The organism is Nonomuraea sp. NPDC050663 (assembly GCF_044456985.1).
Taxonomy (GTDB): domain Bacteria; phylum Actinomycetota; class Actinomycetes; order Streptosporangiales; family Streptosporangiaceae; genus Nonomuraea.
On record NZ_JBITGL010000005.1, the window covers coordinates 183,458 to 202,359 of the forward strand.

The 18,902-nt window shown below is 70.9% G+C and carries 16 protein-coding genes; 11 read left to right on the forward strand and 5 right to left on the reverse strand.

Going from position 1 to position 18,902, the window contains the following annotated elements; genetic code table 11:
• Nucleotides 1-161: 161 nt before the first annotated feature.
• The 5 genes from ACIBH1_RS17820 to ACIBH1_RS17840 all read left to right on the forward strand — a co-directional run bounded on the left by ACIBH1_RS17820 (nt 162) and on the right by ACIBH1_RS17840 (nt 7,382).
• Nucleotides 162-2,411 (forward strand): protein kinase, encoded by a 2,250-nt coding sequence (locus tag ACIBH1_RS17820; protein WP_397314852.1) that lies wholly within the window; start codon nt 162-164, stop codon nt 2,409-2,411.
• Nucleotides 2,408-4,207 (forward strand): protein kinase, encoded by a 1,800-nt coding sequence (locus ACIBH1_RS17825; protein WP_397314853.1) that lies wholly within the window; start codon nt 2,408-2,410, stop codon nt 4,205-4,207. The genes ACIBH1_RS17820 and ACIBH1_RS17825 overlap by 4 nt, the downstream gene beginning before the upstream one ends.
• Before the next feature lie 17 nt (nt 4,208-4,224).
• Entirely contained in the window at nt 4,225-5,466 is a 1,242-nt protein-coding gene (locus ACIBH1_RS17830; RefSeq protein ID WP_397314854.1) for a serine/threonine-protein kinase, read from the forward strand.
• A gap of 169 nt (nt 5,467-5,635) precedes the next feature.
• Complete coding sequence (locus ACIBH1_RS17835) at nt 5,636-6,415, forward strand: electron transfer flavoprotein subunit beta/FixA family protein (protein WP_397314855.1); 780 nt, start codon at nt 5,636-5,638, stop codon at nt 6,413-6,415.
• Nucleotides 6,416-6,428: 13 nt separating this feature from the next.
• Nucleotides 6,429-7,382 (forward strand): electron transfer flavoprotein subunit alpha/FixB family protein, encoded by a 954-nt coding sequence (locus ACIBH1_RS17840; protein ID WP_397314856.1) that lies wholly within the window; start codon nt 6,429-6,431, stop codon nt 7,380-7,382.
• An 86-nt stretch (nt 7,383-7,468) separates the two neighbouring features.
• Here ACIBH1_RS17840 and ACIBH1_RS17845 read toward each other — a convergent pair whose 3' ends face one another.
• The 4 genes from ACIBH1_RS17845 to ACIBH1_RS17860 form a co-directional block, all read right to left on the reverse strand.
• Nucleotides 7,469-8,449: a serine hydrolase domain-containing protein gene (locus ACIBH1_RS17845; protein ID WP_397314857.1), complete on the reverse strand. Its 981-nt coding sequence runs from the start codon at nt 8,447-8,449 to the stop codon at nt 7,469-7,471.
• A 136-nt stretch (nt 8,450-8,585) separates the two neighbouring features.
• The gene (locus ACIBH1_RS17850) at nt 8,586-8,849 is read right to left on the reverse strand and encodes a hypothetical protein (RefSeq protein WP_397314858.1); all 264 of its coding nucleotides are present in this window, start codon (nt 8,847-8,849) and stop codon (nt 8,586-8,588) included.
• A gap of 44 nt (nt 8,850-8,893) precedes the next feature.
• Nucleotides 8,894-10,081, reverse strand: coding sequence for an MFS transporter (locus tag ACIBH1_RS17855; RefSeq protein WP_397314859.1), 1,188 nt, complete (start codon nt 10,079-10,081; stop codon nt 8,894-8,896).
• A gap of 29 nt (nt 10,082-10,110) precedes the next feature.
• A complete protein-coding gene (locus ACIBH1_RS17860) occupies nt 10,111-10,611 on the reverse strand; it encodes a TetR/AcrR family transcriptional regulator (protein WP_397314860.1) in 501 nt (166 codons plus the stop codon).
• Nucleotides 10,612-10,664: 53 nt separating this feature from the next.
• Here ACIBH1_RS17860 and ACIBH1_RS17865 point away from each other — a divergent pair, with 53 nt between their 5' ends.
• Complete coding sequence (locus ACIBH1_RS17865; protein ID WP_397314861.1) at nt 10,665-11,819, forward strand: cysteine desulfurase family protein; 1,155 nt, start codon at nt 10,665-10,667, stop codon at nt 11,817-11,819.
• Between the two features lie 66 nt (nt 11,820-11,885).
• Here ACIBH1_RS17865 and ACIBH1_RS17870 read toward each other — a convergent pair whose 3' ends face one another.
• Nucleotides 11,886-12,935 (reverse strand): DUF695 domain-containing protein, encoded by a 1,050-nt coding sequence (locus tag ACIBH1_RS17870; RefSeq protein ID WP_397314862.1) that lies wholly within the window; start codon nt 12,933-12,935, stop codon nt 11,886-11,888.
• A gap of 39 nt (nt 12,936-12,974) precedes the next feature.
• Between ACIBH1_RS17870 and mnmA the strand changes: the two genes are divergently transcribed.
• From mnmA to ACIBH1_RS17895, 5 genes are all read left to right on the forward strand, one after another.
• Nucleotides 12,975-14,033 carry a tRNA 2-thiouridine(34) synthase MnmA gene (mnmA, locus tag ACIBH1_RS17875; protein ID WP_397314863.1) on the forward strand — a complete coding sequence of 353 codons (1,059 nt, stop codon included), beginning with the start codon at nt 12,975-12,977 and terminating at the stop codon, nt 14,031-14,033.
• 864 nt (nt 14,034-14,897) lie between these two features.
• Nucleotides 14,898-15,734: a hypothetical protein gene (locus tag ACIBH1_RS17880; RefSeq protein WP_397314864.1), complete on the forward strand. Its 837-nt coding sequence runs from the start codon at nt 14,898-14,900 to the stop codon at nt 15,732-15,734.
• Between the two features lie 190 nt (nt 15,735-15,924).
• Nucleotides 15,925-17,229: an ABC transporter substrate-binding protein gene (locus ACIBH1_RS17885; protein WP_397314865.1), complete on the forward strand. Its 1,305-nt coding sequence runs from the start codon at nt 15,925-15,927 to the stop codon at nt 17,227-17,229.
• Nucleotides 17,226-18,083, forward strand: a complete 858-nt coding sequence (locus ACIBH1_RS17890; protein ID WP_397314866.1) for a carbohydrate ABC transporter permease — start codon at nt 17,226-17,228, stop codon at nt 18,081-18,083. The genes ACIBH1_RS17885 and ACIBH1_RS17890 overlap by 4 nt, the downstream gene beginning before the upstream one ends.
• Nucleotides 18,080-18,901 (forward strand): carbohydrate ABC transporter permease, encoded by an 822-nt coding sequence (locus ACIBH1_RS17895; protein ID WP_397314867.1) that lies wholly within the window; start codon nt 18,080-18,082, stop codon nt 18,899-18,901. The genes ACIBH1_RS17890 and ACIBH1_RS17895 overlap by 4 nt, the downstream gene beginning before the upstream one ends.
• Nucleotide 18,902: the final 1 nt, after the last annotated feature.

An 18,902-nucleotide genomic window follows, 5' to 3' on the forward strand; every position in this document is an offset into this window, starting at 1 on the left:
ACCGACGGGACTGAATCGAACGTTATGCAAGTGGGAATGTGACCGAGCGAAGCGAGGGCACCACTAAGCACAGCACCTCGGTTGCGGTCCCGACGCAGGAGGGATCGTAACCTCATGGTTCATCTCTGGGTGGGGTTTAAGCCGGTATGGTGCTTCATGCCATGAATCAGGACGATCGACTAGGGCCGTACCGCCTGCTCAGGCGGCTCGGCGAGGGCGGCATGGGTGTGGTTCACCTGGCCGTCGACTCCGCCGGGCGCCAGGTGGCGGTGAAGGTCCTGCGCTCCGAGGTCGCGGGCGACGACGTCGCCAGGCGGCGGCTTTCGCGCGAGGTCGAGACCATGCAGCGGGTGCGCAGCAAGTACATCGCCGAGGTGCTCGACGCCGACGTGACCGGGCACCGGCCGTACATCGTGACCCGCTACGTCCCAGGACGCCCGCTCGACGAGATCGTCAAGGAAGACGGCCCGCTCGACCTGGCGGCCCTCATCCGCGTCGCCCACGGCGTGGCCGCCGCGCTCGCGGCCGTGCACTCCGTCGGGGTCATCCACCGCGACCTCAAGCCGGGCAACGTGCTCATCCTCGACGGCGAGCCCGTCCTCATCGACTTCGGCATCGCCCAGGCGGTCGACGCCACGCGCCTCACCCAGACCGGCATGTTCATCGGCACGCCGCAATACCTCGCGCCCGAGATCATCGAGGGTCACGAGGCTGGGCCCGAGGTCGACGTGCACGCCTGGGCGGGCACGCTCCTCTACGGCGCCACCGGCCAGCCGCCCTTCGGCAAGGGCACGCTGGAGATGATCTTCTACAACATCACGGCGGGCAAGGCCGACATCTCGGCGGCTCCCGGGCAGCTGCAGCCGTTCCTCAAGGCCGCCTTCCAGCGCAATCCGAGCAAGCGGCCCAAGGCGGCCGAGCTCGCGGAGCAGACGGCGCGCCTGCTGCCCAAGCCGGCCGGGCGGGTGCCCGACGAGGTCTCGACCGTGCCGCGGGCCGATCGCAACGAGCCGCCCGACCCGACGCCGCCGCCTTCCGGCCCGTTCGTCTCGCTGCTGCCGCAGCAGCCGTCCAGCGGCACCGGCAGCCAGCCGGGCGGCCAGGGGAGTGGTCAAGGGGGCACTCCTGCCGGGCACGAGCCCAGCACGGTGCCACGGCGCCCCGACCGCCAGCCCACCGCCGACCGCCCGGGCTTCGGCTCGGGCGTGCAGCAGGGCTTCGGGTCCGACATCCAGCCGGGCTTCGGGTCCGACATCCAGCAGGCGCCGGGCTTCGGCTCGGGCGCGCACCAAGGCTCCGGCCCCCACCAGGGCTCGGGCCCCCACCAGGGGTCCGGCCCCCACCAGGGGTCCGGCCCCCACCAGGGCTCGGGCTCTCACCAGAGTTCCGGCTACCCGGGGTCCCAGCAGGGTTACGGCTCCGGACCGCAGCAGGCCGGCGGTTACGGCTCGGGCCCGCAGCAGGCTCCCGGCTACCCGGGCTCCCAGCAGGGCTACGGCTCCGGCCCCCAGCAGGCCGGCGCCCCCGCCGACAACTCGCCCACCCGCCGGGTCAGCCCGGAGGAGCTGCGCCGCATGCGCGAGGAGGCGCAGTCCTGGCAGCCCGGCCGGCGCGAGGCCGACGTGGCCACGCGCAGGGTCCCCCCGGCCGTGGCCGAGCAGCTGCGCGCGAGCGGCGGCCACCAGCCGCCGCCGTACGTGCCGCCCGCCGGCTCGCAGTCCAACCCGGCCGTGCAACAGCACTACCCGCCCGACCCTCCCACGAGGCGGGCGCCCGACTTCCCCGGCGCGGCCCTGGGCAACCCGCTCAAGCGTTCCAAGGCCTACGGCGTGGCCGGCGCGATGCTGCTGGTCATCATGATCGTGGCGGCGGCTCTCGCGCCGGTGCTCGTGGCCGCGGTCGCGATCCCCTTCGCGATCCTGCTGCGCGCGGCCGACCTGGCCCAGCCGCAGCTCACCGGCCGCCGTCCCGGCCCGGCCGCCTTCGACTGGCTGTGGGTCTTCGCCTACCCCAAGGCGCTGGCCAAGTCGCTGGGCGTCACGCTCGCGCTGGTGTTCTACGCCGCCATCCTGGGCCTGCCCGTCACGCTTCTGCTGACCGTCATCGTGAAGATGGATGCCGGGAATGCCCTGGCCTGGGGTGCGGCGGTGGCCTTGTGGACCATCTGCGCCGGACCCGGTGTCGAGGGACCCAGCCGACAGATGCGCAGAACTCTTTCGTCGCTCGTACCCTCTAAGACAGTAGCCATGACGCTCGCGGGCGTCCTGGCCGTCGTCGCCGCCGGCTCGTTGTGGGTGGCGTACGGCACAGCGGGCCGCACCGACCCGACGGAGGCCAACTGGACACCTGTCGATGTGGGATTCGTCGAAGGCAAGCTCAAGGAACTGCAAGGGGGGACGGCAGGTAAATGAGCGCAGGCAGCACCCAAGCACCCGAACGACTCGGCCCGTACCGGTTGGTCAGGAAGATCGGCGAAGGTGGCATGGGAGTTGTCCACCTCGGTCTTGACGAGGTCGGCCGCGAGGTCGCCATCAAGGTCCTGCACCCCCATGTGGCCGCCGACCTGAAGGCTCGTGACCGGCTGATCCGCGAGGTCGAGACGATGAGGCGGGTGCGCAGCCCGTTCGTCGCCTCGGTCCTCGACGCCGAGCTCGTCGGCGGCCAGCCGTACGTGGTCACTCGCTTCGCGCCCGGCCGCACGCTGGAGGAGACGGTCCTGACCGACGGGCCGCTGGAAGGGCGCGATCTCATCCGCCTGGCGCAGGGCCTGTGCCAGGCGCTGGTGTCGATCCACGCGGCCGACGTCATCCACCGCGACTTCAAGCCCTCGAACGTGATGCTGGTCAACGGCGAGCCGCTCGTCATCGACTTCGGCATCGCGCACCTGGTCAACGCCACGAGGCTGACCCAGACCGGCATGTTCGTCGGCACTCCCGGCTACCTGGCGCCGGAGATCATCCGCGACGACGAGATCACCCAGAAGGCCGACGTGCACGCGCTGGCCTCGACGGTGTTCTTCGCGGCCACAGGCGTGCCGCCCTTCGGCACGGGCGCCTTCGAGACGGTCTGCTACAACATCATGGAAGGGCGGCCGCAGCTCGACAAGGCGCCGGTGTGGCTGCGCGGCTGGCTCAGCAGGGCGCTGGCGGTCGACGTGGCCGACCGGCTCTCCTCGCAGGAGCTGCTGCGCACGGCGCGCCAGCTCGACCCGAGGGTGACCACCTTCAACGAGACCCCTCCCGCGCGCGGCGGCACCAAGGTGCTGCCGGGCAAGGGGACCTACTCCGACGTGCTGCCGCCGGTCGAGTACAGCAAGGCGCCGACGCAGCCGCCGCGCCAGAAGAAGCCGCGGCAGGACAAGCCCCAGCGCCAGGAGAAGCCGCCGCCCTACGTGCCCGCCCCCGTGCCGGCCCGTCCCGGAGGCGTCGCGCCGATGAACGCGCGTCCGGCGCCCGCGCCCTACGCCGACCAGCGCGTGGCCGGTTACCCCGCGCCGCAGCCGCAGTTCCGCCCGCCTCCCTACACGCCGCCGCGCGAGCGCAAGAAGCAGATCGTCGGCAGCCAGCTGGTCGGCGCGCTGCTGCTGGCCACGCTGGTCGGGCTGACCGTCATGCTGCCGGTGATCTTCAGCATCGTGGCGGCGTCGCTGGCGCTGGTGCTGCGCATGGGCGAATACCTCTTCGGCGACCTGGTCAACCGGCGCCAGATGCGCGGAGGCGGCAGCGCCGCCGACCCGCTGCTGGTCGTGGTGGGCGCGCCGTGGGCGCTGGTCAAGGCGGTGCTCGTGACCGGCCTGCACGCCGTGCTCGCCGTCCTGCTCGGGGCCTGCGCGTACGGCGTGGCCCGGTGGGGCGGCGGCTTCGACACCAACCACTCGATCGCCTTCGCCGCCGGGGCCTTCGCGGCCGGGCTGTTCATCCTGCCCGGGGCCAAGGCGCCGCGGCAGGCGGTCACCCGCACGCTCAGCTCGGTGCTGCGCAGCCCGGGAGCCGCCCTGGTGGCCACCCTGATCGCGGGTACGGCGGCACTGCTGGCCATCATGTTCGCGCTCGGCCAGGAGCCGTCATGGGAGCCGTGGCGAGCGCCTGACCAGGTGATCCGCGAGCTCACCCGCAGCGCGCGCGACAGCACGGTCAGCCTCTTCACGGGGCTGCTCGACGATCTCATGAAGAATCTCGGCCTCGGTTTCCTTTCGCCCTGGTCCTGACGGGGCAGGAGGAGGACGTGAGTCAGACTCTGGGCCCCTACCGCTTACTGTCGGAGCTGGGGGCGGGCGGTTTCGGTCAGGTCCATCTGGCTCTCGATCCCGAGGGCCACACCGTGGCGGTCAAACTCCTGCATCCGCAGGTGGCCGCCGACGCCAGCGCGCTGGCCAGGCTGGCGCGCGAGGTCGAGACCATGCGGCTGGTGCGCGGGCCGCACATCGCCGAGGTGCTCGACGTCTCGCTCGACGGCGCCAGGCCGTACCTGGTGACCCGGTATGTCCAGGGCAAGCCGCTGTCGGCCGCGCCCAAGCCGGTGCCCGACCTGGCCAGGCTCGCGCGCGGGCTGGCGGCGGCGCTGCTGGCGATGCACCAGGCCGGGGTGGTGCACCGCGACCTCAAGCCGGCCAACGTGATGATCTCCGACGGGGATCCGGTCGTCATCGACTTCGGCATCGCGCGGGCCTTCGACTCGCTGTCGGCCACCGCTCCCGGCGCGGTCATCGGCACGCCCGGCTACCTCGCGCCCGAGGTCATCGAGGGGCGTCCCGCCGCCGCGGCGGCCGACGTCTTCTCGTTCGGCGCCACGCTCGCGTACGCCGCGACCGGGCGCCAGCCCTTCGGCGACGGGCCGCTGTCGGCCGTCGCCTACCGGGTCGTGCACCAGGAGCCCGATCTCGACGGGGTGCCGGGATGGCTGGAGCCGCTGGTGCTGGACTGCCTGCGCCGCGACCCGGCGACCAGGCCCACGGCGGCCGAGCTGTGCCTGCGGCTGGGGATCCCGCTGACCGCGGGGGCGCCCGAGTCTCCGGGCGAGTCGACGACCGCCTGGGGGCCCGCCGTGCCGTACGCCCTGCATGAAGGCGGGCCGGTGCAGCACGAGCCCACCCAGGCCAGCGGCGGACGGCAGCTGGGCAGGAGCCTGGGCGACGCGCGCCTGCGGCACCGCGAGAAGGTGCGCAGGATCTGGGTGATCGGCTCGGGCCTGTTCATCTCGCTGATGGCCGCCGCGGCCTGGACCCCGCTGCGCGAGGTCGCGCTGTTCCTGTTCGCCGGCTACTCGCTGGCCGTGCTCGCCGACGCCGCGGTCGCGGTGGTCTCGCGGGCGCCGCTCAAACGGTCGCGCATCGTGATCGATCTGGCCGCGGTGTTCGGTACGGCGGCGCTGGGGCTGATCATGAGTGCCATCTTCGAGCCGTGGACGCTGGCGCTGTTCGCGATCACGGCTCTGGTGGTCGGGGTGGTCTTCCTGCTCAGTGCGTGAGCAGCCTCCGGAATAAAGTTCGGTATGGTGGGGGGTGCGGGTTTGCGTGAAAGCTACCCGCGGGTAACATGGCCGCGAGGGGCCCCGGAGTTATGGATCATCCGGGTCGCCTGGCAGTCTGGACAGCAATGAATCCGAGCATGCGATAACGGGAGGTCGGCTACCGGCCATGAACATCGTCGTCTGCGTGAAGCAGGTCCCCGACACGGCGACCGAGCGCAAGCTCCGGTCGGATGACAAGACGCTCGACCGCGACGCCGCCGACGGCGTGGTCAACGAGCTATGTGAGTACGCCGTCGAGGAGGCGCTCAAGCTCAAAGAGGCACACGGCGGTGAGGTGACCGTCCTCACCATGGGCCCGGGCAAGGCCACCGACACCATCCGCAAGGCGCTGGCCATGGGCGCGGACAAGGCCGTGCACCTGTCCGACGACGCCCTCCACGGCTCCGACGCGCTGTCCACCTCCTACGCGATGGCCCAGACGCTGAAGAAGATCGGGTTCGACCTGGTCGTCCTGGGCGCGGAGTCCACCGACGCCCGCACCGGCGTGCTGGCCGCCATGCTGGCCGAGCGCCTCGGCGTGCCGCAGCTGACGCTGGCCAACAAGGTCGACGTCTCCGGCTCCTCGATCGCCGTGCAGCGCCTGACCGACTACGGCTACGACAAGGTCGAGGCCACGCTGCCCGCCGTCGTCTCCGTCGTCGAGAAGATCAACGAGCCGCGCTACCCGTCCTTCAAGGGCATCATGGCGGCCAAGAAGAAGCCCGTCGAGACGCTCGCCATCGGCGACGCCGAGATCGACGGCGCCCAGGTCGGCCTCGGCGCCGCGTGGACCGAAGTCGTCGACTTCGCCGCCGCGCCGCCGCGCGCCGCGGGCACCATCGTCAAGGACGAGGGGGACGGCGGCGCCAAGCTGGCCGACTTCCTCGCGTCGAAGAAGTTCATCTGAGGAGCTTGAGAGAATGTCTGAGATTCTCGTACTCGTTGAGCACGTCGACGGCGAGGTCAAGAAGGTCACCCTCGAGCTGCTGACCCTGGCCCGCTCGCTCGGCACCCCCGCCGCCGTCTGGGCCGGCCCCGGCCACTCCGCGGCCGCCTCCGCGAAGCTGGCCGAGTACGGCGCCGACAAGATCTACGTCGCCGACTCCGCCGACATCGTCGACTACGTCGTCGCGCCCAAGGCCGAACTGCTCGCCCAGCTCGTGTCGTCGGCCTCGCCCGCCGCCGTGCTGGTCGCCGCGACCGCCGAGGGCAAGGAGATCGCCGGCCGCCTGGCCGTCAAGACCGACTCCGGTGTCATCACCGACGCTGTCGGCCTCGGCGACGGCTTCGTCGCCGACCAGTCGATCTTCGGCGGTGGCGTCAACGTGCACTCGCGCGTGACCAAGGGCACCCCGATCGTCGCCGTCCGCCCCAACTCCACCGCCCCCGTCGCCTCCGCCGGCGCCGGCACGGAGGAGCAGGTCTCCGTCTCGCTGTCCGACGCCGCCCGCGCCGCGAAGATCGTCGACCGCGTGAAGCAGGAGAAGGGCGCCCGCCCCGAACTCACCGAGGCGGCCGTCGTCGTCTCCGGCGGACGCGGCGTGGGATCGGCCGAGAACTTCTCGGTCATCGAAGGCCTGGCCGACTCGCTCGGCGCCGCCGTCGGCGCCTCCCGCGCCGCCACCGACGCCGGCTGGTACCCGCACCAGTTCCAGGTGGGGCAGACCGGCAAGACCGTGTCGCCGCAGCTGTACATCGCCGCCGGCATCTCGGGCGCCATCCAGCACCGGGCCGGCATGCAGACGGCCAAGACGATCGTGGCGATCAACAAGGACCCGGAAGCGCCGATCTTCGAGCTGGCTGACTACGGCGTGGTGGGGGACCTCCACCAGGTCGTGCCGCAGCTGACGGACGAGGTCACCAAGCGCAAGTAGCGGTCCCTCCGTGAGGTTGGGCGCCGGGAAAGGGTCATCAGGCCCTTCCCGGCGCTTCCTTTTGCCCGCGGCTCTCCGAGCGACCCTCAGATCTCCAGCGCCCGAGCCAGCGGCCACACCCCTGGCGACGTGTTCGACAGCACCGTGCTCGTCACCCCCGTGCCCGGGTCGTGGCTCGACTTGAACGACGCCCCCGCGTCATACCCCACCAGGATCGCCGCGTCGCTGCTCCCGTGCAGCCAGAATCCGCGCCCGTACCGCATGCCCTCCTCCGGCACGTCACAACGGGGCAGGACCGCGTCGTCGACCGAGGTCACGATCTCACCGGCGTACAGGGCGCGCCAGAAGGTCGACACGTCGGCGGCGGTGGTGTGGATGCCGCCGTCGCCGGTGGCCAGCACGGGCAGGTGGAAGAGGTTGGTCCGGTCGACGCCCTCCAGCGGCAGGTAGCCCACGGCGGCGTCGGCGGGTAGCTCGTCGGAGCGGAGGAAGTCGGTCCTGGTCATCCCGGCCGGGCGGAGGACGCGCTCGCGCACCAGGTCGTGGTAGCCGGCGCCGCCGGCCCGTTCGGCGAGCAGGGCGAGGACGACGAATCCGCCGTTGCAGTAGGAGAACCGTTCGCCGGCGCGGAACTTGGCGGGGTGCCCGTCGAGCAGGGGCAGGAACGCCTCGGTGGTGGTGAGCTCGTGGGCCGCGCCGATGAGGTAGTCGGTGATGGACAGGTCACCCTCTTCGTCGAGGTAGTCGCCGATGCCCGAGGTGTGCGTGAGCAGGTGTTCGACGGTCACGTCGTCGGCGATCAGCGGCAGGTCGTCGCCGAGCAGGGACCTGGCGGTGGTGTCGAGCGCGATCAGGCCGTCCTGGACCAGGGAGAGCACGGCCAGCGCCGTGAAGCCCTTGCTGCCGCTGGCGATGCCGAATCTGGTGGCGACCGTGTTGGGCAAGCGGTAGGCGCGGTTGGCCAGGCCGTACGCCTTGGCGAACTCGACCTCTCCGGCGCGGTCGATCGAGACCACGCCGGAGAAGCCGGTCTCTTCGGCGATCTTGTCGATGTCCCCCTGGCGCATGGGCGCAGACTAACCCAGCCGCGTGCCGATGCCGTACCCGTTTCTGGTACCGGCTGCTGGTGGGTCGCGCCCTGCTCGACCCGGGGGAGGTCTCCGGTCACGCGGCCCGGCTGCTCGACGGCGTCAGGGGCGAGGTCTAGGCCTGCCATCCCAGGATCGCCTCACCGGCCGAGATCGCGCCCAGCCACAGGCCCACCGCGACGACGGGCACCAGCAGGCCCCACGCCTGCCTCCGCCGTACCGCCGCAATCGCCAGGAGCAGCAGGGCCGCCCAGAGCATCAGCAGCACGACGATCGCCCACAGCGGGGCGACCAGGCCGCTGGACAGGTAGAACATCAGCGTGCCGAGGTGGGCCAGCAGGCCGATCCAGGCCGCCACGGTGGAGACGATGGGGGGCATGCCGCACAGGATCCCATCCGGCATGCCCTTCGGCCAGCGGCCGATCAGGCCGCGTGGGCCAGCTCCCGCTCGTCCTCGCGTGACCCGCCGAACGCGCGGGGCCGCGGCAGGAAGCGGGCCAGCACCGCGATCATCGCGCCGAGCACCACGGCCAGGCCGAGCGCCGTGTGCAGCGAGGTGGCGTCCGACAGGAAGCCGATCATCACGGGCCCGAGCAGCAGACCGGCGTAGCCCATGGCGCCCGCCTGGGCGATGGCCGGGCCCGACTGGGCGGTGGAGGTGCCCGCGAGCGACATCGTCATCGGGGCGATCGTGGCCACGCCCACGCCCACGAAGAACATGGCGGCCAGCGCGACCACGGGCGTCGGGGCGGTGAGCACGACCAGGAAGAACCCGGCCGTGGCCAGCCCTGACGCGGTCATCATGCCCTTGACCCCGAAGCGGGCGCGCAGCCGGTCGCCGGTCACGCGGGCGAGCAGCATGCCCAGCTCGAACACCGGGTAGCCGAGCGCGGCCACGGCTTCAGGAGCGCCGAGCGTGTCTCGCATGAACAGGCCGTTCCAGTCGGCCACGACACCCTCGACCATGAAGGCGAGGAACATGATGGCGCCGAGCAGGTAGACGATCGGCGGCATGCGGTGCCGTACGCGGGTCTCGGCCGACGCCGAGGCGGGGGCGTCCGGCAGGTAGGTGCGCCCGATCAGCACGATCAGCGGGAGGCAGATCACGGCCATGATCGTCAGATTGGCGGTCATGGACAGGCCGAGCGCGATGGACAGCGAGCCGAACAGGCCGGCGCTCATGGCGCCGACGCACCAGCCGGCGTGCATGCCGTTCATGAGCGGACGGCCGGCGGCCTGCTCCACGGTGGAGCCCTGGGCGTTCATGGCGACGTCGACGATGCCGAACGACATGCCGAACAGCGCGGCGGCGGCCAGCAGCCACGGCAGCGTGGGCGCGTAGGCGATGCCGAGCATCGACACCGCGGTCAGGGGGCCGCCGATGCGCAGCACCGCCTTGCTGCCCATGCGGGCCATGACGCCGCGCATCGCCTGCATGGTGACCAGGGCGCCCAGACCCCAGGCGAGCAGGGTCGTGCCCACCGCGGAGTCCGAGAGGCCGAGTTTGTCGGTCATCGCGGGAATGCGGACGGTCATGGTGCCCACCATGAGGCCGGCAAGGACGAAGGTGAGGATGGCGCCGTAACGGGCCGTCCTCAGGGCGCGGGTCATCGCGAACTCCTGAAAAGACGTAAAAAGGATCAGAGAAGAGAGATGAGGCGACGCTCAAGGGCGTCGAGCTCGTCGTCCGGGTAGAGCCCGGGGTCGTGGGACGCGACGTCCCACAGTCCCTCGCAGGCCAGGCGGACGATCTGGGCGGCCACCGGGTCGGGCTCGCTGTCGAGCTCCGAGGTGTGCCAGCGGGTCATGGCCTCACGCAGCGGGCCCAGCAGGAACATGTTGCCTGAGGCGCCCGTCACGACGGCCCAGCGTCGCAGACGTCCGCTGCGGATGGCGGCCATGGTGGCGGCCAAATAGCGCCGGGTGTAGGTGGTCTCGCCCTGCTCGGCCATGAGCTGGTCGAAATCGTCGATCAGCCGTTCGGCCATGCCTTTGATGAGGGCTTCTTTGGTGTTGAAGTGGTAGAGCAGCCCACCCTTGCTCACGCCGGCGCGATCGGCGACGGCGGCCAGGGTCAGCGCGTCGGAGCCCTGGTCGCAGAGCAACTGCTCCGCGGCATCCAGCAACTCGTCTCTACGCATACCGCTACTGTACCGTCCGGACGGTACAGTAGCAAACAAGATAACCTGATTCGGTGAGCGCGTACCTTGATCACGCGGCGACCACGCCGATGCTCCCCGAGGCGATCGCCGCGATGACCGAGCAGCTCGGGCAGGTCGGCAACGCGTCGTCCCTGCACGCGGCGGGCCGGCATGCCCGCCGGGTCGTCGAGGAGTCCCGCGAGAGCATCGCCGAGGCCCTCGGCGCCCGCCCGAGCGAGGTGGTCTTCACCAGCGGCGGCACCGAGGCCGACAACCTCGCCGTCAAAGGCCTGTACTGGTCACGCGCGCCCCGCCGCCGCCTGCTGCTCAGCTCCGTCGAGCACCACGCCGCCCTCGACCCCGCCCAGTGGCTGGCCGACCGGCAGGGCGCCGAGCTGGAGCTGCTCGCCGTCGACGAGTACGGCAAGCTGCACCCCGACACGCTGCGCGCCGCCATCGAGCGCGACCCCGACAGCGTGGCCATGGTCAGCGTGATGTGGGCCAACAACGAGGTCGGCACCATCCAGCCCGTCCGCGTGCTCGCCGCGATCGCCCACGACCACGGCATCCCCTTCCACACCGACGCCGTCCAGGTGCTCGGCCAGCTGCCCGTCTCCTTCGCCGCCTCCGGCGCCGACGCGCTCACCATCAGCGGCCACAAGATCGGCGGGCCGATGGGCGTGGGAGCGCTGCTCCTCGGACGCAGCATGACCCCCGCGCCCGTGCTCCACGGCGGAGGCCAGGAACGCGACGTGCGCTCCGGCACCCTCGACACCCCCGCCATCGCCGGGCTGGCCGCCGCCGTCCAGGTGGCCGTCCGCGATCAGGAGGAGCAGCGCGAGCACCTCACGAAGCTGCGCGACGAGCTGATCGAGAGAGTACGGCTGGCCGTACCCGACGTGATACTCAACGGAGACCCCGTCGACCGGCTACCGGGCAACGCGCACTTCTCCTTCCCCGGCTGCGAGGGCGACGCGCTGCTGATGCTCCTCGACGCCAAGGGCGTGGAGTGCTCCACCGGCTCGGCCTGCTCCGCAGGGGTGGCCCAGCCCTCCCACGTACTGCTCGCCATGGGCGCCGACTCGCTGCGCGCCCGCGGCTCGCTGCGGTTCACCCTGGGCCACACCTCGACGAAGGACGACATCGACCGGCTCGTCGAGGTGCTGCCCGCGGTGGTGGAGCGCGCCCGCCGAGCCGGACTCAGCTGAGGCGGTCGCCTGACTCAGGAACGGCTCGCCAGCTCAGGAACGGCTCGCCAGCTCAGGAACGGCTCGTCAGCTCAGGAACGGCGAGACCGAGATCCAGCCCGGGTCGGCGGCCACGTCGACGCGCGGCTCGCCCTCCTCCCAGCCCACGATGAGCTCCTTGGCGTGGATCGCCGCGTCGCCCGTCGGATCGGCGTACAGGTGGATCACCCGATGCCCCTCCGCGCTCACGTGGACCGCCACCACCGCGTCGGCGTGCGCCTTCGTCAGCCGGGTCGCCAGCCGCTCCTCGAAATCGCGCAGCGCCTCCAGCGAGTCGCCGACCGGCAGGCCGTTCTCGTCGCGGTGGGAATACGGCAGCGTGATCTCGATGTGCTGGTCGAACAGCGGATAGTCGACCGGCCGCAGCGGATAGCGCGTCGTCGCGATCAGCGGCGCCCCGCTCGCAGCCTGGCCCTCGAGCAGCGCCCACTGCTCCTCCGACCACTCCGAGGCCACATCGGCCACGACCGCGGGCAGGTGTACGGCAGGCACGGCGTCGATCGGCTGGAAGGTCGCCGGAGTGATGTCGCCCACCCATCGGGCCACCTCGTCCTCGCCCAGGATCCAGTCGAGGGCCAGCAGGGCGGTGTCCATCCGGGTCTCCTCGTCGAGATCGGCGAAGAGCGGATGGTAGGCGGCGATGTCGACCCGCGAAGCGCCACGCGGCACCCGCAACCCGAACATCAGCTTGTCGAACCCGAACTCCTGCCCGCCCACGTCGAGCGCCGTCTCCAGCGCCCGCGGATTGGCCTGCCGCGACGGGAAGAACTCCCACAGGAAATCGGAGGGCGGCGCCGCCTTCGCCCAGCGGTGCGCCAGCGAACGCAACTCGGCGTCGCCCGCCGCGGTCACCACCAGGGCGTGCGCGGCGCTCCGGCCGGGCGCGATCTCGTACACCAGGCCCGGGTCGATCGCCGCCACCGCCGGCGCGAGCACCTCCGACAGCCCCTCGGCCTCACCGGATGCCACCAGCGAGTCGAGCCGCGGCCGGGTCTCCTCCCACCACACCCAGAACTCGGCGATGTGGTCGCCCGGCTCTTCTTCTGTTTCTTCGTCCTTGCGCCCGAACAGTCGCATAATCCTTCATCATCTCAGACCCGATACCCTGGAAGGGTCATGGGACTTCGCGTACTTGCCGCCATGTCAGGCGGCGTCGACTCCGCCGTAGCCGCTGCGCGCATCGCCGAGCAGGGCCACGACGTCACCGGCGTGCACCTCGCACTGTCGGCCAACCCGCAATCACACCGCACCGGCGCCCGCGGCTGCTGCACGATCGAAGACTCGCGCGACGCCCGCCGCGCCGCCGACGTCATCGGCATCCCCTTCTACATCTGGGACATGGCCGAGCGGTTCCAGCGCGACGTCATCGAGGACTTCGTCGCCGAATACGCCGCCGGCCGCACCCCCAACCCGTGCCTGCGCTGCAACGAGAAGATCAAGTTCGAGGCGGTGCTCGACCGGGCGCTGGCGCTCGGCTTCGACGCCGTCGCCACCGGCCACCACGCCCGCCTCGCCGACGGCGTCCTCAGCCGCAGCCCCGACCCGGCCAAGGACCAGTCCTACGTGCTGGGCGTCCTGACCCGCGAGCAGCTCAGCCACGCCATGTTCCCGCTCGGCGACTCCACGAAGGCCCAGGTCCGCGAGGAGGCAGCCCGCCGCGGGCTCACCGTCGCCGACAAGCCCGACAGCCACGACATCTGCTTCATCGCCGACGGCGACACCCGCGGCTTCCTCGCCAAGCGCCTCGGCACCGCGCAGGGCGAGATCCGCGACGAGGACGGCACCGTCCTCGGCTCCCACTCCGGCGCCTACGCCTACACCGTCGGCCAGCGCAAGGGCCTCCACCTCGACCGCCCCTCCGCCGACGGCAAGCCCCGCTACGTGCTGTCGATCGAGCCCGTCTCCAACACCGTGACCGTGGGGCCGCGCTCGTCGCTGGAAGTCACCACGATCACCGCCACCCGGCCCGTCTGGAACGGCCCCGCCGACCGCACCGGACTCACCGTCCAGCTCAGGGCCCACGGCGAGGTGTACGGCTGCCGCATCGTCGACGGCGGCGACTCGATCGTGATCGAGCTCGACGCCCCGGCCAAGGGCGTCGCGGCCGGCCAGGCAGCGGTGCTGTACTCCGGCGACACCGTCATCGGGTCAGCCACCATCGCCTCCTCCTCCTGACGGCATGGTCCCTCCCCGGTAGCCAGGCATGGTCCCTCCCCGGTAGCCAGGCATGGTCCCTCCCCGGTCAGCGGGCGCTTCGCGCCGGGCGTGGTCGGGGCTGTAACACCGGGGCTCCGCCCCAGACCCCGCACGGGGGGCTCCGCCCCCCGGCCCCCCGCCCACCCGTGACGCGCTTCCGGGGTCACCCGCTTGGACCCACCCGGATCTAAGGGCCTCGCGCTTCCGCGCTCGGGCGTCCTGGTTTTGGCCCGGGCTGCGCCCGGGCACCCCATGGTGAGGCGCGTCGCTGAGGGCAGGTGAGGGCGGCAACTCGATGACGATCAACTGGACGCCCGTGGCGCAGGCCATGGCGGCGCGGTAGCCGTATTTCGGTGACGCCTTGCGCTCAACGGTCCTTCGACGTCTCAGGACGGCGACCGCGGTCGAGCTGAACGTGCAGCTCAGCAGGACGTCAACCGTGTGAACCGCGCGCATCGGGACCGTCGAGCGTGCCAACTGACGCCGCCGGGTCGGTGATCGAGACGAGGTGACCCACGGCGCGAGGGTCGGGGGCCGCGCCTGATCGGCGTGCCGCAGCGCGAGCAGGGCAGCTCGCGCCTGCCGTACACCTCCAGGGGGCACGCAGGCTGTCGAGCATCAACCCCACCCCACGACTGTGGCCGCGTCCTCGCCACCGCAGCCGTTCGACCCGGCACCGAACCGCACGACATGCGCCCGCGCGTCCTCAGCATGAAGGTGCGTCCTCACCCCCCTATCCCAACAACCGGCACCCCATCACTTTCTTCTCCCAGTGACGTAGCCCCCCATCCGCGCCCTTCATGAGCCACCATGTCCCTAAGGCCTCAACGGAGAGGACTGAGGATGGTTCAAGAGGTCCCCGAACATCTGGACCCGCGCGTCGCCGCCTTCGTCGTGGCGATGCGCGAACGGTTCAACCGGCCCCGCCCGTCCCCCGGGGTGCACTGGGACGAGACCGTGATCACCCGCTATCTCAACGGCGAGCGGCACCCTCCTGAGGAGTTCCTCGACTGCCTCCCCGATGGTCACGAGCTGCGGCCCCTGCACCGCCAGGCCCTGCAGGCGCGAGACAGGGACGCGTACACGATCCTGGTCGTCGCCGACCGGCTCAAGGCGGCCGAGGGCAGGTTGGCCGCGCTCCGGCAGCACATCGATCTGCTCCACGACGACCTGGTCAAGCGCGAGCTGGAGGCCTTCGGCAATGGAGATGAGGCCGGGGTGGGTGAGGTGCGGCGGCAGGCGGAGCGGGCCGAGGTGGCCGGGGCGGTGTGCCAGGCGCAGGTGGCCGAGCTTGAGGCGGAGCTGGCCGCGAGGAAAAGCCGGGCGGCCGAAGTGGCTGCGGTCAGGGCGGCTTCGCTCGGGATGGGCGAGCGGCTGGTGGAGGCCGAGGCGCGGGCGGCCGAGGCCGAGGGGCGGATGCGGTTGCTGGAGGCTCGGCTGCGGGGCGCGGATGAGGACAATGCCCGGTTGCGGTCGGAGCTGGAGGTGCAGCGCGGGTTCGCCGTGCTGGATGCGCGGTGCGCTCCGGCGGGCGTTGAGGCAGGGGTGAAGCGGTCGCACTGCGTGCCCGAGGCCTGGGAGGTGGGCTTGACCCACGAGTCCTGGGAGTGGGTGAGGCGTCACAACGCCGCCAGTGACACGCCCAGGTCTCTTTACGACGGGCTTGGAGCCGCCTCCTGACATTGCGGTGCTCCGCGGGGTGGCCGACTGGCTGGCTTGGTGGTTCGGCGTCGGCTGGCGTCCGGTGGCGGTCGCCCATCCTCCGCGGGCGCGTTACTCAATCGTGTCTTGTGTGACATAGCACTAGCCACCAATATGAACGTTCAAATGAGCGTTTGAACGTTCAAACCCCCCATCCAAGGAGTCGGCCATGATCCACCGCCGTGGGGCCCTCGCCCTGCTGCTCCTCCTCCCCATCACCGCCTGCGGCGGCACCGAGCCCGGGGCGCAGGCCGGGCCGGTGAAGATCACCGTCTGGACCTGGAAGCCCGCCTCGGAGGGGCTGGCCGCCGTGGCCAGGGACTTCGAGAAGGCCAACCCCAGCATCAAGGTCGACGTCCAGGCGGTCGGCAACCCGGCCATCTGGGAGAAGATCACCATCGGCATGGCCGCGGGCGGCAAGGGCCTGGGCGACGTGCTGCACATCGGCGTCGACTACCTGCCCGGCTACACGGAGAAGTTCCCCGGCGGCCTGGCCGACTTGCGGGAGTTCGGTGCCGACAAGCACAAGGACGCCTTCGCCAAGGGCCTGTGGCCCACGGTGCTCGGCAAGGACGGCGGCGTCTACGCGCTGCCGTGGGAGGTCAACCCGGCGGGCGTGTTCTTCCGCCAGGACCTCTTCGAGAAGGCCGGGGTCGACCCCGCCGAGGTCACCACGTGGGACGAGGCGATCGAGGCGGGCAAGAAGATCAAGGAGAAGACCGGCGCCTACCTGGTCGGGGTCAACAAGCCGGCCGCCGGGGGCGCCGACATGGACTTCTACCAGATGCTCCTGCAGCAGCAGGGCGCCTTCTACTTCGACCAGCGGGGCGACGTCACCCTCGGCGGCGCCGCGGCGGTGACGGCGATGACGCTGCTCAAGCGCATGAACGACGCGGGCATCCTGGCCGACACCTCGGGCGAGGGCACCTTCAAGCAGCTCGTCAGCAGCGGCAAGCTCGCCGTGCTGCCCTGGCCGGCGTGGGCGGTCAACTACATCCCCGAGATGCGCCCCGAGCAGAAGGGCCTGTGGCGCTCCATGCAGCCGCCCGCGATCAGCTCCGGCGGCAAGCGCGCCGCGATCGTCAACTCCACCTACCTGTCGGTCTCGGGCAACAGCCCTCACCGGAAGGAGGCCTACGCGTTCGTGGAGTACGCGCTGACCCGCCCCGAGGTGATCAACAAGGTCTTCAAGGAGGGCGGCGTCTTCCCCGCCCTGAACGCCGCCTACACCGACCCGGTCTTCGCCGAGCCCAACGCCTACTACGGCGGCCAGCCCGCGCTGAAGACCTTCACCGACTCCCTGGCCGAGGGCGCCGACGCCACCTACTACTCCAGCGACTACGCCCGCGCCCTGAAGATCGCCAGCGACGCGCAGACGCAGGTGCTCACCAAGGGCGCCGACCCCGCCGCCGCGCTGGCCCAGGCCGCGCAACTGCTGGCCCAGCAGACCAACCGGAAGCTCGCCTCGGGATGATCACCCGGCGCAACGTCCCCTACCTGCTGATCCTGCCGGCGCTCGCGGGTTTCCTCGTCTTCAAGGCCTACCCGATCCTGGCCGCCGCCTACATCAGCCTCACCACCGGCGCGGGGGCGGCCAGGAGCTTCGTGGGCCTGGACAACTACGCCCGCCTGGTCGACGACCCGCTCTTCTGGACCTCGTTGTGGAACACCGCGCTGATCCTCGTGGTCCAGGTGCCGATCATGCTCCTGCTCGCGCTGGTGCTGGCACTGGGACTCAACTCGCCTTTCGTACGGCTGCGCGGCACCTGGCGGCTCGGCGTGTTCATGCCCTCGCTGACCGGCCTGGTGGCCTACGGCGTGATGTTCTCGGTGATCCTCAGCAAGGAGTCGGGCCTGCTCAACTGGATGCTGAGCTTCTTCGGGGTCGAGCGCATCGACTGGCTGGGCAGCCCCTTCTGGGCCCGCATCGCCATCGTGATCGCCCTGACCTGGCACTACACCGGCTACAACGCCGTCATCTACCTGGCGGGCCTGCAGAGTATCCCGAAGGAGCTCTACGAGGCCTCGATGGTCGACGGAGCGGGCGCGGTCCGCCGCTTCTGGTCCATCACCGTGCCGCAGCTGCGCCCGATCCTGCTGCTCACGATCGTGTTGTCGACGATCGGCACCCTGCAGCTGTTCGACGAGCCGTTCGTGCTCACCGGCGGCGGGCCCGACAACACCACGCTGACGATCTCGCTCTACCTGTACCAGAACGGCTTCCGCTACTTCGACTTCGGTTACGCAGCGGCCATCGCCTACGCGCTGACCCTCATCGTCGCGGGCTTCGGGCTGGTGCAGATCAAGCTCACCGGAGGCCGCAAATGACCAGGCTGATCAGGGGCTGGCCGCTGACCATCGGGCTGGCCGCGGTCTTCGGGCTGTGCGTCGGCCCCTTCTACTGGCTGGCCATGGCGGCCACGCACGCCAACTCCGAGATCTTCTCCTACCCGCCCAAGTTCTACCCCGGCGACCAGCTGCTGGAGAACACCAGGAAGCTGGAGGAGTCGATCGGCCTGCTGAACGTGCTGGGCAACACGCTGTTCGTGGCCGTCGTGCAGACGGCGGGCGCACTGGTCGTCTCACTGCTGGCGGGCTACGCCTTCGCCAAGTTCACCTTCTGGGGCCGCGACGCCTTCTTCGTCCTGCTGCTGTCGACGCTGGTGATCCCGGGCGGCGTCACCATCATCCCGATCTTCGAGATGATGAACGACATCGGGCTGATCGACAGCTATCCCGCGCTGATCCTGCCCGGCCTGTCGGTGCCGTTCGGCATCTTCCTCATGCGCCAGTCGCTGCTGGCCGTACCCGACGACCTGCTCGACGCGGCACGCGTCGACGGCGCGGGGGAGCTGCGGGTGCTGGTGCAGGTCGTGGTGCCGGTCATGCGCCCGGTGCTGGCCGCGCTGGCGGTCTTCCTGTTCCTGGGCGCCTGGAACGACTTCCTGTGGCCCCTGATCGCGCTGCGCACCCCCGAGATGCACACCCTGCCCGTCGCCCTGGCCTCCCTCCAGGCCACGACCAGGACCGACTTCGGTCAGGTCATGGTCGGCACCGCCCTTTCCGCGCTGCCGATGATGGCCCTCTTCCTCATCCTGCAGAAGCAGTTCATCTCCGGCCTGCTGGCCGGGGCCACGAAAGGATAGA